Below are 14,981 nucleotides of genomic sequence, written 5' to 3'. Positions count from 1 at the left end.
GGGTGTCACAACTTGCCGCCGCGTCCGCCGTCGCGGCGGGCGGGCGCGATGAGCGTCGACAGGTACGGCAGCGGTACGCCGTCCAGTTCGGCCGCCGGGTGGATGGACTCCTCCGGGAGCCCCAGCGCCGAGCCCCACACGGCGTCGGCGAGCCGCCCGGTCTCCCGCAGCGCCTCGGCGACCTCGTGCGCCTGCCGTCCGAACTTGTAGGCGACCACGGTCCCGGGCCCGGCCAGGGCGTCCTTCAGCACGGCCGCCCCGGCGGTGACGGGCACGAGCGTGAGCGGTTCGGTGCCCTCGGTCAGCACCGCACCCGACCGGGCGGCCAGGTCCTGCATGGCGGTGATCCCGGGCACGGTCTCCACGACGGTCCCGGGCACCAGCTCGGCGACGGTCTGCGCGAGGTAGGTGAACGTCGAGTACACGTTGGGGTCCCCGATGGTCGCGAAGGCCACCGACGTGTGCTGCCGCAGCAGGTCGGCGACCCGCTGCCCGGCCGCGTCCCAGGCGGCCTCGCGACGGGCCCGGTCGCTGCGCTCGTTCAGCGCGAACACGACCCGTACGACCTTCTCCTCGGGCACGTAGTGCAGCACCGTCGCCTCGGCCCGGCCACGCTCCCCGCTGTCCATCACGGGGACCACCACGACATCGGCCTCCCGCAGGGCGCCCACGCCCTTGACGGTGACCAGCTCCGGATCCCCGGGGCCCACCCCGACTCCGACCAGCCTGCTGCTCATGACGTCCGGCACCTCTCCACGAACCGACGGGCGACACCGGGCTCGGACGCCCAGTGCGTGTGCAGATAGCTCGCGTGCACACCGCGCTGTACGAAACCTTCGACCCGCGGCCGGGGGCCGCGGACCCCCCAGGCGGGCTCCGCCCCCGAGCCGGGCTCCACCACCGTCCGGTGGAACTCGTGGCCCCGCATCCGGGTCCCGGCCGCCGCGAGCGCACTGTCGCCGACGGCCACGGCGTCCCGGTAGCCCAGAGTGAGCCGCTCGGTCATCCGCGCCGAGGCGTCCAGCACCCCGCACATCGGCAGCCCGTCCAGCTCCCGGCACAGATACAGCAGCCCGGCACACTCGGCGGCGACGGGAGCGCCGCTCGCCGCCAGCTCGGCGACGGCCTTGCGCAGCGGCACGTTGGCGGACAGCTCGGCGGCGTACACCTCGGGAAACCCACCCCCGATCACCAGCCCGGCGGCCCCCACGGGCAGTTCCTCGTCCCGCAGGGGGTCGAAGGTGACGACGTCGGCACCGGCGGCGGCGAGGAGTTCGGTGGTCTCGGCGTAGGAGAAGGTGAACGCCTCCCCGCCGGCAACAGCGACAACCAGCCCGTCCGGCGCTTGAGGACGAGGCCGTTCAGGCCGACCGGGGGTCCGGGGGGCTCCGCCCCCCGGCGGGGTCGAAGGGGCGGAGCCCCTGGAGGACGGGAAGGGGAGGGGCGGCGGGGGCGAGGAAAGGGCCTCGGCCGCATCCCAGGCCGCCCCCGACAGCGCACCCGCACTCCGCGCCAGCCCCGCCAACGCGTCCAGATCACACCCCTCGGAGACCTGGGCTCCCATCGCCGCCACCGCCTCCACAGCGGCGGCGTGCCGCTCGGCGACCGGCACCAGCCCTAGATGCCGCGACGGCGTGGCCACCTGCGCAGCCCGCCGCAACACCCCCAGCACCGGCACGCCCGCCTGCTCCAACGCCTCCCGCAACAGCTCCTCGTGCCGGTCCGACGCGACCTTGTTGAGGATCACGCCCCCCACCCGCACCTCGGGATCCCAGGAGGCGAACCCGTGCACCAGCGCCGCCACCGACCGCGACTGCGACGACGCGTCCACCACCAGCACCACCGGCGCCCCCAGCAGCTTCGCGACATGCGCCGTGGACGCGAGTTCCCCCTCGCCCGCGGCCCCGTCGTACAGCCCCATCACACCCTCGACGACGGCGATGTCACACCCCCGCGCCCCGTGCAGGAACAGCGGCCCGACCAGCTCGGGCCCGCACAGGTACGCGTCGAGGTTCCGTCCCACCCGCCCGGTCGCGAGCGCGTGGTACCCGGGGTCGATGTAGTCCGGCCCCACCTTGTGCGGGGACACGGCGAGCCCCCGCGCGGCGAACGCGGCCATCAACCCCGTGGCGACGGTGGTCTTGCCACTGCCCGAGGAGGGCGCGGCGATGACCAGCCGAGGGACGGAAGCACTCACCACTCGATGCCCTTCTGGCCCTTCTGGCCCGCGTCCATCGGGTGCTTGACCTTGGACATGTCGGTCACGAGGTCGGCGAAGTCCACGAGCTCGCCGGGCGCGTTCCGGCCGGTGATGACGACATGCTGGGTCCCCGGCCGGTCGCGCAGGACGGCGATCACCTCGTCCGTGTCCACCCAGCCCCAGTGCATCGGATAGGCGAACTCATCCAGCACGTACAGCTTGTACGTCTCGGCGGCCAGGTCCCGCTTGACCTGCTCCCAGCCCTCCCGGGCCTTCTCCTCGTTGTCCATCTGCTGATCGCGCTGCACCCACGACCAGCCCTCGCCCATCTTGTGCCAGTCGACCGACCCGCCCTCGCCGGAGGCACCCAGCACCCGCAGCGCGTTCTCCTCGCCGACCTTCCACTTCGCCGACTTGACGAACTGGAACACCCCGATCGGCCACCCCTGGTTCCAGGCGCGCAGCGCGAGCCCGAAGGCGGCGGTGGACTTGCCCTTGCCGACACCCGTGTGGACGACGACCAGCGGCCGGTTCCGGCGCTGCCGGGTCGTCAGTCCGTCGTCGGGCACCACACTCGGCTGTCCCTGCGGCATTACGCGGCCCTCCTCTGCACGTCCTTCACGAGCCCGGCGATGCTGTCCGCCCGCAGCTCGTCCAATGTCACGGCCGTACCGCCCAGTTCACCCGCCAGCTGCCCGGCGAGCCCGAGCCGTACCGGGCCCGACTCGCAGTCCACGACGACCGAGGCGACACCGTCGGCCGCGAACAACCGCGCCGCGCGCCCGGCCAGGGCGACCGGCTCCGGGCCGCCGGTGGCGCGCCCGTCCGTCACCAGCACGACCAGCGGCCGCCGCGCGGGATCGCGCAGCCGCTCCACGCGCAGCACGTCGTGCGCGCGCAGCAGCCCCGCCGCTACCGGCGTACGCCCGCCGGTGGGCAGCGTCTCCAGCCGGGCCGCCGCCGCGTCCACCGACGAGGTCGGCGGCAGCGCCACGTCCGCGTCCGTGCCGCGGAAGGTCACCAAACCCACCTTGTCGCGCCGCTGGTAGGCGTCCAGCAGCAGCGACAGCACGGCGCCCTTCACCGCGCTCATCCGCTGCCGCGCCGCCATCGACCCGGAGGCGTCCACGACGAACAGCACGAGGTTGCCCTCGCGCCCCTCGCGGGTGGCCTGCCGCAGATCGTCCCGGCGCACCACCAGGCCCGGCCCGGACCGTCCGCGCGCCCGCTGGTGCGGCGCCGCCGCCTGCACGGTCGCCGCCAAATGCAGCTTGGTGAGCGCGCCCCGGGGCCGCCGGGCCCCGGTCGTCCGCCCGTGCTCGGTCCGCGCCCGCGACCGCCGCCCGGCGGCGCCCTCGCCGATCCCGGGCACACTCAGCACCTTGGTGCGAAACGGCTCCGACGCCCGTACGGCCGACTGCTCGCCGGCGCCCGCGGGCTGCGGCTGCCCGCCCTCGCCCGCCTCGGGCCGGGCCGCGGTGTCACCGTCGCCCTGGGGCGCGTCGTCGGGTTCCGGCTGTCCGCCGCCCCCGCCGGGCCCGTCCGGGCCGGGGTCCGGATCCGGGTCGTCGTCGTCCGAGCCGCCGAACTCCTCCAGGGTCTCGTCGAGCTTGTCCTCGTCGAGCCCCGGCGCGTCGAAGGGGTTGCGCCGCCGCCGGTGCGGCAGCGCGAGCAGCGCCGCCTGCCGGACGTCCTCCGCGAGCACGTCCGTACGCCCGGCCCAGGCGGCCAGCGCGGTGGCGGTCCGCGCCATCACGATGTCGGCGCGCATGCCGTCCACCTCGAAGGCCGCACAGGTCGCCGCGATCTGCCGCAGCGCCCCGTCGCCCAGCCGCACGGACGGCAGCAGCTCCCGCGCGGCGACGATCCGGGCCCGCACGGCGGCCTCCTCCTCGGCCCAGCGCGCGGCGAACCCGTCCGGGTCGTCGTCGTAGGCCAGCCGCCTGCGCACCACCTCCACCCGCTGGTCGGGCTCCCGGGAGGCCGCGACCTCCACGGTCAGCCCGAACCGGTCGAGCAACTGCGGCCGCAGCTCGCCCTCCTCGGGATTCATGGTGCCGACCAGCAGGAAACGGGCGGCGTGGCGTACGGAGACGCCCTCGCGCTCGACGTACGAGGCGCCCATCGCGGCCGCGTCCAGCAGCAGGTCGACCAGGTGGTCGTGGAGGAGGTTGACCTCGTCGACGTAGAGGATCCCGCGGTGGGCGTCGGCCAGCAGGCCCGGCTCGAAGGCCTTCACGCCCTCGGAGAGGGCCCGCTCGATGTCCAGCGCGCCGACCAGCCGGTCCTCGGAGGCACCGACGGGCAGTTCGACCATGCGCGCGGCCCGGGTCTCGAACGCCCCCGGCTCGTGCGGCCCGTCCGGACACGCGGGGTCGGGGGAGCCGGGGTCGCAGGAGAAGCGGCAGCCGGAGACGACGTCCAGCGTCGGCATGAGCGCCGACAGGGCGCGTACCGCCGTCGACTTGGCGGTGCCTTTCTCGCCGCGCACCAGCACACCGCCGACCGCCGGGGACACGGCGTTCAGCAGCAGCGCGAGCCGCAGGTCGTCCTGGCCGACGACGGCCGTGAACGGAAAGGGGGTGGTCACTTGTCGTCGCCCTCCAGGTCGCCTTCGAGTTCCAGATAGGTGGCCCGCAGCCGTTCCAGGGTGTCGGCGTCCGGCTCGGCCCACAGGCCGCGGTCGGCGGCCTCCAGCAGCCGCTCGGTGATGCCGCGCAGCGCCCACGGGTTGGACTTCTTCATGAAGTCCCGGTTCTCCGGGTCGAAGACGTACTCGGCGCTGAGCTTCTCGTACATCCAGTCGTCCACGACCCCGGCCGTGGCGTCGTACCCGAACAGGTAGTCCACGGTCGCCGCCATCTCGAAGGCGCCCTTGTAGCCGTGCCGCCGCATGGCCGCCATCCAGCGCGGGTTGACCACCCGGGCGCGGAAGACACGGTGCGTCTCCTCGCCGAGCGTGCGGGTCTTGACCTGGTCGGGGGTGGCCGAGTCGCCGACGTACGCCTCGGGGCTCTCGCCCGTCAGGTGCCGCACCATGGCGACCATGCCGCCGTGGTACTGGAAGTAGTCGTCGGCGTCGACCAGGTCGTGCTCACGGGTGTCGACGTTCTTCGCGGCGACGGCGATCCGCTTGAACGCCGTCTCCATGTCCCCGCGCGCGGCTCGCCCGTCCAGGCCCCGCCCGTAGGCGTAGCCGCCCCACACCGCGTACACCTCGGCGAGGTCCGCGTCGGAGCGCCAGTTGCGGGCGTCGATCAGCGGCAGCAGACCGGCCCCGTACGCGCCCGGCTTGGAGCCGAAGATGCGGGCGGTCGCCCGGCGGCGGTCGCCGTGCTCGGCGGTGTCCTCGTCGGCGTGCGCCCGGACGTAGTTGGACTCCGCGGGCTCGTCCAGCTCGGCCACCGTACGCACCGCGTCGTCGATCAGCCCCACGACGTGTGGGAACGCGTCCCGGAAGAATCCCGAGATGCGGACCGTCACATCGATGCGCGGCCGGCCCAGCTCCGCCAGGGGAACCACCTCGAACCCGGTCACGCGCCGCGAGGCGTCGTCCCACACCGGCCGGCAGCCCAGCAGCGCCAGGATCTCGGCGATGTCGTCGCCCTGCGTGCGCATCGCCGAGGTGCCCCACACCGTCAGCCCGACGGACGTCGGGTACGCGCCGGTGTCCTGGAGGTACCGCTGCACCAGCGAGTCCGCGAGCGACTGCCCGACCTCCCAGCTCAGCCGGGACGGAATGGCCTTGGGGTCGACGGAGTAGAAGTTGCGGCCCGTCGGCAGGACGTTGACCAGACCGCGGGTCGGCGAGCCGGAGGGGCCGGCCGGGACGTAACCGCCGTTCAGCGCCCGCAGGATGTGCCCGATCTCGTCGGTGGTCCGCTCCAGCCGGGGCACGACCTCGGTGCAGGCGAACTCCAGCACCGCGACCGCGGCGGGCAGTTCGGTGCCCAGGACCTCACCGACCAGCGGCGCGCTCTCGGCGACCGCCCAGCCGCGTTCCTCCATGCCCTCCGCGATCCGCCGGCACAGCTGCTCCAGCAGGTCGATCGCGTCGGCGGCGCTGCGCGAGGGGCCGTCCACCAGGTCCGTCAGCTCGACCGGCACCTTCACCGGTGCGCCCGGCTCGGCCAGCAGCTCCTTCTCCACCAGCCCGAAGTGCTCCGCCAGCGACGCCCGCAGCCCCGGCAGCGCGTTGGCCTGCCCGCCCCACACCTGCGAGGCGCGCAGCACCGCCAGCACGAGGTTGACGCGCGGCTCACCGACCGGACCGCCGCCCAGGATGTGCAGTCCGTCGCGGATCTGCACGTCCTTGATCTCGCAGAGGTAGCCGTCGATGTGCATGACGAACTCGTCGAACTCCGCGTCGTCCGGCTGCTCGTCGACATGCAGGTCGTGGTGGAGCTCGGCGGCCTTCACCAGCGTCCAGATCTGGGCGCGCACGGTCGGCGCCTTCGCCGGGTCCAGGTCGGAGACGAGCGCGTACTCGTCGAGGAGCTGCTCCAGCTTGGCCAGGTCGCCGTAGGTGTCGGCGCGGGCCATCGGCGGCACCAGGTGGTCGACGACCGTGGCGTGCCCGCGGCGCTTGGCCTGGGTGCCCTCGCCCGGGTCGTTGACGATGAACGGGTAGACCAGCGGCAGGTCCCCGAGGACCGCGTCCGGCGCGCAGCCGCCGCTCAGCCCGAGGCCCTTGCCCGGCAGCCACTCCATGGTGCCGTGCTTGCCCATGTGCACGACGGCGTCGGCGCCGAAACTGTTCTCCAGCCAGCGGTAGGCCGCCATGTAGTGGTGGGACGGCGGCATGTCCGGGTCGTGGTAGATCGCGATCGGGTTCTCGCCGAAGCCGCGCGGCGGCTGGATCATCACCACGACGTTCCCGAACTGGAGCGACGCCAGCACGATGTCGTCGCCGTCGACGTAGAGACTGCCCGGCGGCTCGCCCCACGCCTCCGTCATGGCGTCCTTCAACTCCGGGTCGAGCTTCTCGAACCAGGCCCGGTAGTCGGCCAGCGGCACCCGCGCGGGCGCGGCGGCCAGCTGCTCCTCCGTCAGCCACTCCACGTCGTGCCCACCGGCGTTGATGAGCCGGTGGATCAGCTCGTCACCCTCGTCCGGATGCCCCTCGACGACGTACCCGGCGTCCCGCAGCGCGTTGAGCACCCGCACCGCCGAGGCCGGGGTGTCCAGCCCGACCGCGTTGCCGACCCGCGAGTGCTTGGTCGGGTACGCGGTGAAGACCAGCGCCAGCTTCTTCTCGGCGTTCGCCTTGTGCCGCAGCCGGGCGTGCCGTACGGCGATGCCGGCGACGCGCCCCGCACGCTCCGGGTCGGCGACGTAGACGGGCACGTCGTCCGGACCCTGCTCCTTGAAGGAGAACGGCACGGTGATCAGCCGCCCGTCGAACTCCGGGATCGCCACCTGCATCGCGGCGTCCATGGGGGAGAGGGCGGCGTCCGAGTCGGCCCAGGCCTGCCGCGAGGACGTCAGGCACAGGCCCTGAAGCACCGGGATGTCCAGCTCGGCGAGGGCGCCGATGTCCCAGGCCTCCTCGTCACCGCCCGCCGAGGCCTGCGAGGCGTGGGTGCCGCCCGCGGCGAGGACGGTGGCGACCAGGGCGTCGGCCCGCCCGAGGATCTCGTACAGGCCCGCGTCCGCCCCGCGCAGCGAACCGCAGTACACCGGCAGCGCGTTGGCACCGTGCGCCTCGATCGCGTCGCACAGGGTGTCGACGAAGGCGGTGTTCCCGCTCAGTTCGTGGGCCCGGTAGAAGAGCACGCCGACGGTCGGACGGCCCTCCACGCGGGTGCGCTCGCCGTGGACGCCGTACTCGGGCATCTTCCGCGGCTCGACGAATCCTTCGCCCGTCAGCAGCACGGTGTCGGAGAGGAACCGGGCGAGTTCGGTCAGGTTCTCCGGCCCGCCCTCCACGAGGTACTTCAGCGCCTCGGCCACGACACCGGCCGGGACGGACGACTCGGCCATCAGCTCCGCGTCCGGCACGGCCTCGCCGCCCAGCAGCACGGTCGGGATGCCGGAGGCCTTCAGCGCGGCGAGGCCGTCCTCCCAGGCCCGCTTGCCGCCGAGCAGCCGGACGACGGCGATGGACGCCCCGTCCAGCAGGGCGGGCAGCTCCTCCCGGACGTCCACGCGGGTCGGGTTGCCGATCCGGTAGTCGGCACCGGCGGCGGCCCGGGCCGCCAGCAGGTCCGTGTCGGCGGTCGACAACAACAACACAGTGCTCATGCGGGTGCTCCCGGTGGAATGAAGGGCAGTCCTTGCGGCGCGCCGGACTCGATGAGCCGCCACAGCGCGTCGGTGTCCGCGTGCTGTTCGATCAGGTCGCCGAGCCGGTCGAGCTGCTCCTCGCGCAGCGCGGCGAACGAGGTGTCCGGCGCGGGCACGAAGCGACGGCCCGCGGCGGCCGCCACCTCGCGCAGGAACGCCCGCCGGAAGCCGTCCGACTCCAGCGAGCCGTGCCAGTGCGTGCCCCAGGTCTGGCCGACCCGGCAGCCGTCCAGGAAGGGAGCGCCGCCAGTGACGTCGGCGACGCCGTGGTGGATCTCGTAGCCCTCGACGTGCTCCCCGAGGGCCTCGCCCGCAGGTCGCGTGAGGGTCTTCTCGCGGGCGAACCGCACCCGCACGGGCAGGATCCCGAGCCCGTCGACATGGCCCCGGCGGCTCTCGACGTCGTCCTCGATGTGCTCGCCGAGGATCTGGAAGCCGCCGCAGATGCCGAGCACGGGCCGCTGCTCGGCGGCCCTGCGGACCAGGGCCTCGGCGAGGCCCCGCTCACGCAGCCACTCCAGCGCGCGGACCGTCCCCCGCGAGCCCGGCACGATGACGAGGTCGGCGTCGGACAGCTCCTCCGGCCGGTCCACGAACCGCACCACGACGCCCGGTTCGGCGGCCAGCGCGTCCACGTCGGTGAAGTTGGACATGAGCGGCACGGCACAGACCGCGACGCGCAGCACGTCCTCACCGACCGGCGGGGCGACGACGGACTCCCGCACGGCCCCCCGCAAGGAGACCCTGAGTCCGTCCTCCTCGTCGATCCCGAGCCCGTGCCGGAACGGCAGTACGCCGTAGGTGTGACGCCCCGTGAGGCCCTGGAGCATCTCCAGCCCGGGCTCCAGCAGGGAGACGTCCCCGCGGAACTTGTTGACGAGGAACCCGGCGACGCAACGCTGGTCCTCGGGCGACAGCAGCGCCACCGTCCCGAAGAACGAGGCGAACACCCCGCCCCGGTCGATGTCGCCGACGACGAGCACGGGCAGCCCGGCGTTCCGGGCGATCCCCATGTTCACGATGTCCGTCCGCCGCAGGTTGATCTCGGCGGGCGAACCGGCCCCCTCACAGATCACCGCGTCATACGTGCCCCGCAACTGCTCCAGGCAGTCCAGCACCGTCCCCAGCAGCCGCTGTTGCCGACCGCCGTGGTAGCCGCGCGCGCTCATCTCCCCGACCGGCTTGCCCAGCAGCACGACCTGACTGCTCTGCTCGCCACCGGGCTTGAGGAGCACCGGGTTCATGAGCGCGGTCGGTTCGATGCGGCAGGCCTGTGCCTGCATGGCCTGCGCCCGCCCGATCTCGGCCCCCTCCGTCGTCACGAAGGAGTTCAGGGACATGTTCTGCGCCTTGAAGGGCGCCACCTTCACGCCCTGCCGCACCAGCCACCGGCAGATCCCGGCGGTCACGACGCTCTTGCCTGCGTCGGAGGTGGTGCCGGCGACAAGAAGCCCACCGCTCATGTCATTTCCCCCTTCTCGATGACCGCGCGCTCATCAGCGACCGCGCACCGGCGCACACCCCGAGCGCGAGCCAGGTGACGCGCTTCGACAGCCGCACGGCCCGTTCGACGTCGTGCGTGCCGACGGTCCGCCCCCGCGCGTTCAGCACGGGCCGGTGCTCCACCCGCCCGCCGTAGGAGAGCGTCCCGCCGAGCCGCACCCCGAGCGCCCCGGCGAACGAGGCCTCCACGGGCCCGGCGTTGGGACTCGGATGCCGCACCGCGTCGGCCCGCCAGGCGCGCACGGCCCCCCGCGGATCCGGCCCGGCCAGCACGGCGAGTACGGCGGTCAGCCGCGCTCCCGGCCACCCCGCGAGGTCGTCCAGCCGCGCGGAGGCCCACCCGTAGCGGCGGTAGCGGGCCGACCTGTGCCCGACCATGGCGTCCAGGGTGTTGACGGCCCGGAACCCGAGCAGCCCGGGCACCCCGCCGACGGCCCCCCACACCAGCGCCCCCACGATTGCGTCGGAGGTGTTCTCGGCGACCGACTCGACCACGGCCCGGGCCATTCCGTCGGCGTCCAGCGCCTGCGGGTCCCGCCCGCACAGATGCGGCAGCCGGGCCCGGGCCGCCTCGACGTCCCCGGCCTCCAGGGCACTCCCGATGGTCCGCGCCTCCCGGGCCAGCGACGTCCCCCCGACGACGGCCCAGGTGGCGGCCGCGGTCAGCGCGACCGAGGCGACGGTGGAGGCGCGTACGGCCCGCGCGGCGAGGGACCCGAGAGCGACGGCACCTCCGGCACACACGGTGGTGTGCAGCGCGCCCCACCCGCGGTGGTCCCGCCACAGCACCCGTTCCACGGCACCCGCGGCCCGCCCGAACACGGCGACCGGATGCCCCCGGCGAGGATCACCGAGCAGCAGGTCACCGATCAGGCCGGCGGCGGCGCCGTACGCGAAGACGCGACCGGCACCCATGGGCTCAGCCGGCCAGGAGGGCGGGCGGGGGTGGGGAGTCGAACCTCGATCGGCAGCCGCGCATGGCGATATGTGTCCTCACTCAGGGTGTCCACGCCCTGGGTTGACGAGACCGGCGGTGAGAGTTCCTGGCTCCCGGGGATCGCTACCCCGGTGACAGTGGCGGGACCGCGCCGGAATCTCACCGGCTTCCTCTCCTGCCGCCGTATTGGCCCCGGCAGTCCACCACGGCCGGGAACCGCCGTCAACTTGCCGTTGACCTGCGAGGGGAGAGTGTGGAGAACCCCACATCCCTCTGCCGTGCACACGACGACCGGGCGGTACGGAACCGGAGTTCCGTACCGCCCGGCGGACACGACGTGACGTCAGGCCCTCAAGCCCTGAGGCCTATCAGGCCCGTCAGGCCACGATCAGATAGATCCCGTACCCCACGGCCGCCGCACACGCCGCGAAACACGCGTACGCGCCGGTGACCGCGAGCCCCGCGGACCCGCCCTCCGCCACCGCCCGCTCACGGCGCGACAGGCCCGTGATGCCGAGGGTGAACAGGCCGACGAGGGCCACGGTGACCACGAGGCTGACACCGAAGACGGAACCGAGGGCCGCCCAGTCGATCTTCATATCGAAAGACTCTTCCTTGTAGCCGGTGACGGGGTCAGACCGTGGTGGGCGTGGTCGGCGTGCGCTCGGCGGTGGCCTGCGGCGGGAAGGCGGGGACCGGGTCCTCCATCACCGTGACCGCGGGGGGCGGCGTCACCGCGGCCATCGCCGTGGTGACCACACCCGCGGGCTCCGCGTCGTCGGTGTCGTTGACGTTGGTGTGGTCGACGACCTCACGCCGCGACAGCTTCCAGATCCACGCGCTGGAGGCGACGAGGAAGACCGCCACCAGGCCGGTGCCCCAGCTGCCGAAGCCGGTGACGTACTCGGCGAGCGCGCCCACCAGGGCCGCCGCCGGCAGGGTCAGGCCCCACGCGACGAACATCCGCGTCGCGGTGGACCAGCGGACCACGCCGCCCTTGCGGCCGAGCCCCGCGCCCATCACCGAGCCGGACACGGAGTGCGTCGTGGAGAGGGAGAAGCCGAGGTGCGAGGAGGCCAGGATGACCGTGGCCGCGGAGGTCTGGGCGGCAAAGCCCTGCTGCGGCTGGAGGTCGGTCAGGCCCTTGCCCATCGTGCGGATGATGCGCCAGCCGCCCAGGTACGTGCCGAGCGCGATCGCGACGCCCGCGGAGAGGATGACCCACATGGGCGGGTCGGAGTCGGGCGCGACGGCGCCGCCCGCGACCAGGGCGAGGGTGATGATCCCCATGGTCTTCTGCGCGTCGTTGGTGCCGTGGGCCAGGGAGACCAGGCCCGCCGAGGCGATCTGGCCGGCCCGGTAGCCCTTCTTGGACGCGTTGCTCTCGGCCTTGCTGCCCAGGGAGTACGTCAGCCGGGTGGCGAGCATCGCCGCGACGCCCGCGACCAGCGGGGCGGCGATCGCCGGGATGAGCACCTTGGTGACCAGCACGTCACCGTGCACCGCGCCGACGCCCGCCGAGGCGATCGTGGCACCGATCAGACCGCCCATGAGGGCGTGGGAGGAGCTGGACGGCAGACCGACCAGCCAGGTCAGCAGGTTCCAGAGGATCGCGCCGACCAGGGCGGCGAAGATGACCTCGGGACGGATGCCGGCCTCGTCGACGAGGCCCTTGGAGATCGTGTTGGCGACTTCGACGGACAGGAAGGCGCCGACCAGGTTGAGGACCGCGGACATGGCCACCGCAACCTTGGGCTTCATGGCGCCCGTGGAAATGGTCGTGGCCATCGCGTTCGCGGTGTCGTGGAAACCGTTCGTGAAATCGAACGCGAGAGCGGTTACCACCACAATCGCGAGGATCAGCGAGAAGCTTTCCATTTACCCAGGCAATCGTTCGAGGTCATTGGCCAGACGAACGTAGGCAACCTGAGTGAACGGAAGATGAACTGGGAGGGGCGCAGGAGTGACTGCAACGGGGGGTCCTCGTTCCGCCCCGGAACAGCGGCCTCCGCGCCCCCGGCGACCGGCGGCGGACCAGGTGAGCCGGCAGCTGAATCGCCCCCTGCACCGCGGCGCTTCGGGCCCTTCCCTGGCAGGATCGCGGCATGGCTGAGCGGCGAGGCGACGAGCGGGACACCACAGACGGGGCCGGGGGGCCCGGGCCGGGGCGCGGGAGCGCGAGCCCCGAGGAGATACATGCCTGGGAGGAGCTCGTCACGACCGCCCGGCGGACGGTCTCGGAGGGGCTCGTCGTCGGCACGTCCGGCAACGTCTCGGTACGCGTCGGGGACACCGTCCTCGTCACACCGTCGGGCGTCCCCTACGACCGGCTGGCGCCACAGGACGTGACCGGCGTGGACCTCGACGGCCGGCAGGTCCTCGGCACGCTCGTCCCGACCAGCGAACTGCCCATGCACCTCGCGGTCTACCGGACCACCGGCGCCCTGGCCGTCGTCCACACCCACGCCGTCCACGCCACGGCCGTCTCGACGCTGGTGAGCGAACTCCCGCTGATCCACTACATGGCCGCCGCGCTCGGCGGCCCCGTCCGGGTCGCCCCCTACGCCACCTACGGCACCGACGCGTTGGCCGAGAACATGCTGAGCGCCCTCGCCGGCCGCTCCGGCTGCCTCCTGCGGAACCACGGCACCGTCACCCACGGCGCCACCCTCGCCCAGGCCTACGACCGCACCGCCCAGCTGGAGTGGATGTGCCGTCTGTGGCTCACCGCCTCCTCGGTGCCCGGCCTCACCCCGAGCCTGCTGTCCCGGGACCAACTGACGGAGGTCGAGGAACGCCTGCGCGGCTACGGCCAGCGCGGCTGAACCGCCCCCGGGGCCGCCGGGGACGTCACCCCGCCGCTGCCTCCCACTGGTCGCCCACGGCGTCCCCCAGGACACTGGAGCCGTGCGCACTGCCAGAGCGACGGCCGCTGCCGTCACCGCCGTGATCGGGGCCGGTGCCGCCGCGGTGGCCGCCGGCCGGCTCGCCAGCGACGCCGCGCTCAAGGCGCCCCCCGGCAGGCCCCTGCCCACCGAACCCCGGCTCACGGTGCACGGCACCGCCGCCGGGCAGATCACCCTCACCCGGGACCTCGCCGCCCTGCGCCCCGGCCGCTACGGCCTCTCCGGCAACGGCTCCCACGCGGTCGTCGGCCCCGTCCTGACCGGCGCGCCGCACTCCGCCGACACCGTCGTACGCCGCCTGGAGGGCGTCACGCACGGCACGCTGACGGCCGGCGACAAGGTCTGGCTCACCCCGAACGTATACGTCGGCAACCCGGGCGCCGCCCTCGGCCTCGAACACGCCGACGTCGACGTCCCCGGCGAACTCGGCGCCCTGCCCGCGTGGTTCGTGCCGGGCAAGCGGGACACCTGGGTGATCGCCGTGCACGGCCTGGGCACCACCCGGGAACTCGCCATGAACGTCATGGGGTTCCTGCACCGCAACCGCTTCCCGGTGCTCGCCCTCGCCTACCGCGGCGACCTCGGCGCACCCCGCCTGCCCGACGGCCTGAACCACCTCGGCGAGACCGAGTGGCGCGACCTCGACGCCGCCATCCGCTACGCCGTGCGCTACGGGGCCCGCCAGGTCGTCCTGCACGGCTGGTCCACCGGCGCCACCATGGCGCTGCGCGCCGCCGCCCACTCGGGGCTGCGGGACCGTGTCTCCGGGCTCGTCCTGGACTCCCCGGTGCTCGACTGGGAGACCACCCTGCGCGCCCTCGCCTCGGCCCGCCGCACCCCGGGCGTGCTGCTGCCCCTGGCGGTCCGCGCCGCCCAGGGCCGCACCGGCGTGACCGGCGACCGCGCCCCGGCCGACGGCCTGCGCGTCCCGGCGCTGGTCTTCCACGGACCGGACGACACCGTCGCCCCCTGGTGGCTCTCGCGCCGGCTCGCCGACGCCCGCCCCGGCCTGGTCGCCCTCCGCACGGTCGCCCACGCCCCGCACGGCGCCATGTGGAACGCCGACCCGGAGGCCTACGAGGAGTCACTTCGCCGCTTCATGACCCCCCTCATGTGACTCCTCTCACACCCGTTCGCCGAAGCGGCCCCC

At 73.6% G+C, this 14,981-nt stretch carries 11 protein-coding genes and 1 riboswitch; of the genes, 2 read left to right on the top strand and 9 right to left on the bottom strand.

What is annotated here, in order from left to right; genetic code table 11:
- Positions 1-5: 5 nt before the first annotated feature.
- The 9 genes from cobI to ACFZDE_RS36345 all read right to left on the bottom strand — a co-directional run bounded on the left by cobI (position 6) and on the right by ACFZDE_RS36345 (position 12,803).
- Positions 6-737: a precorrin-2 C(20)-methyltransferase gene (gene cobI, locus ACFZDE_RS36385; protein WP_391210417.1), complete on the bottom strand. Its 732-nt coding sequence runs from the start codon at positions 735-737 to the stop codon at positions 6-8.
- Positions 734-2,197: a cobyrinate a,c-diamide synthase gene (locus ACFZDE_RS36380; RefSeq protein ID WP_391005524.1), complete on the bottom strand. Its 1,464-nt coding sequence runs from the start codon at positions 2,195-2,197 to the stop codon at positions 734-736. The genes cobI and ACFZDE_RS36380 overlap by 4 nt, the downstream gene beginning before the upstream one ends.
- Positions 2,194-2,793, bottom strand: coding sequence for a cob(I)yrinic acid a,c-diamide adenosyltransferase (gene cobO, locus ACFZDE_RS36375; RefSeq protein ID WP_391210408.1), 600 nt, complete (start codon positions 2,791-2,793; stop codon positions 2,194-2,196). Before cobO ends, ACFZDE_RS36380 begins: the two co-directional genes overlap by 4 nt.
- Positions 2,793-4,790: a putative cobaltochelatase gene (locus tag ACFZDE_RS36370; protein ID WP_391210398.1), complete on the bottom strand. Its 1,998-nt coding sequence runs from the start codon at positions 4,788-4,790 to the stop codon at positions 2,793-2,795. Before ACFZDE_RS36370 ends, cobO begins: the two co-directional genes overlap by 1 nt.
- The gene (gene cobN / locus ACFZDE_RS36365; RefSeq protein ID WP_391210392.1) at positions 4,787-8,443 is read right to left on the bottom strand and encodes a cobaltochelatase subunit CobN; all 3,657 of its coding nucleotides are present in this window, start codon (positions 8,441-8,443) and stop codon (positions 4,787-4,789) included. Before cobN ends, ACFZDE_RS36370 begins: the two co-directional genes overlap by 4 nt.
- Positions 8,440-9,948, bottom strand: coding sequence for a cobyric acid synthase (locus tag ACFZDE_RS36360; protein WP_391210385.1), 1,509 nt, complete (start codon positions 9,946-9,948; stop codon positions 8,440-8,442). Before ACFZDE_RS36360 ends, cobN begins: the two co-directional genes overlap by 4 nt.
- Before the next feature lies 1 nt (position 9,949).
- Positions 9,950-10,903 (bottom strand): cobalamin biosynthesis protein, encoded by a 954-nt coding sequence (locus ACFZDE_RS36355; RefSeq protein WP_391210377.1) that lies wholly within the window; start codon positions 10,901-10,903, stop codon positions 9,950-9,952.
- Between the two features lie 99 nt (positions 10,904-11,002).
- A riboswitch (cobalamin riboswitch) is annotated at positions 11,003-11,161 on the bottom strand.
- A gap of 141 nt (positions 11,162-11,302) precedes the next feature.
- Positions 11,303-11,524 carry a hypothetical protein gene (locus tag ACFZDE_RS36350; RefSeq protein ID WP_031108151.1) on the bottom strand — a complete coding sequence of 74 codons (222 nt, stop codon included), beginning with the start codon at positions 11,522-11,524 and terminating at the stop codon, positions 11,303-11,305.
- A 34-nt stretch (positions 11,525-11,558) separates the two neighbouring features.
- A complete protein-coding gene (locus tag ACFZDE_RS36345; RefSeq protein WP_391210363.1) occupies positions 11,559-12,803 on the bottom strand; it encodes an inorganic phosphate transporter in 1,245 nt (414 codons plus the stop codon).
- A 227-nt stretch (positions 12,804-13,030) separates the two neighbouring features.
- Between ACFZDE_RS36345 and ACFZDE_RS36340 the strand changes: the two genes are divergently transcribed.
- Both ACFZDE_RS36340 and ACFZDE_RS36335 read left to right on the top strand, forming a co-directional pair.
- Positions 13,031-13,750 carry a class II aldolase/adducin family protein gene (locus tag ACFZDE_RS36340; RefSeq protein WP_391210355.1) on the top strand — a complete coding sequence of 240 codons (720 nt, stop codon included), beginning with the start codon at positions 13,031-13,033 and terminating at the stop codon, positions 13,748-13,750.
- 82 nt (positions 13,751-13,832) lie between these two features.
- The gene (locus ACFZDE_RS36335; RefSeq protein WP_391210350.1) at positions 13,833-14,948 is read left to right on the top strand and encodes an alpha/beta fold hydrolase; all 1,116 of its coding nucleotides are present in this window, start codon (positions 13,833-13,835) and stop codon (positions 14,946-14,948) included.
- Positions 14,949-14,981 lie beyond the last annotated feature (33 nt).

The organism is Streptomyces sp. NPDC007929 (genome assembly GCF_042959065.1).
Classification (GTDB): domain Bacteria; phylum Actinomycetota; class Actinomycetes; order Streptomycetales; family Streptomycetaceae; genus Streptomyces.
This window is presented reverse-complemented; position numbering and strand designations above follow the sequence as displayed.

Coding starts and splice junctions, on each gene's coding strand:
- cobI (WP_391210417.1), bottom strand. CDS start 737: ATGAGCAGCAGGCTGGTCGGAGTCGGGGTGGGCCCCGGGGATCCGGAG.
- cobO (WP_391210408.1), bottom strand. CDS start 2,793: ATGCCGCAGGGACAGCCGAGTGTGGTGCCCGACGACGGACTGACGACC.
- cobN (WP_391210392.1), bottom strand. CDS start 8,443: ATGAGCACTGTGTTGTTGTTGTCGACCGCCGACACGGACCTGCTGGCG.
- ACFZDE_RS36360 (WP_391210385.1), bottom strand. CDS start 9,948: ATGAGCGGTGGGCTTCTTGTCGCCGGCACCACCTCCGACGCAGGCAAG.
- ACFZDE_RS36355 (WP_391210377.1), bottom strand. CDS start 10,903: ATGGGTGCCGGTCGCGTCTTCGCGTACGGCGCCGCCGCCGGCCTGATC.
- ACFZDE_RS36350 (WP_031108151.1), bottom strand. CDS start 11,524: ATGAAGATCGACTGGGCGGCCCTCGGTTCCGTCTTCGGTGTCAGCCTC.
- ACFZDE_RS36345 (WP_391210363.1), bottom strand. CDS start 12,803: ATGGAAAGCTTCTCGCTGATCCTCGCGATTGTGGTGGTAACCGCTCTC.
- ACFZDE_RS36340 (WP_391210355.1), top strand. CDS start 13,031: ATGGCTGAGCGGCGAGGCGACGAGCGGGACACCACAGACGGGGCCGGG.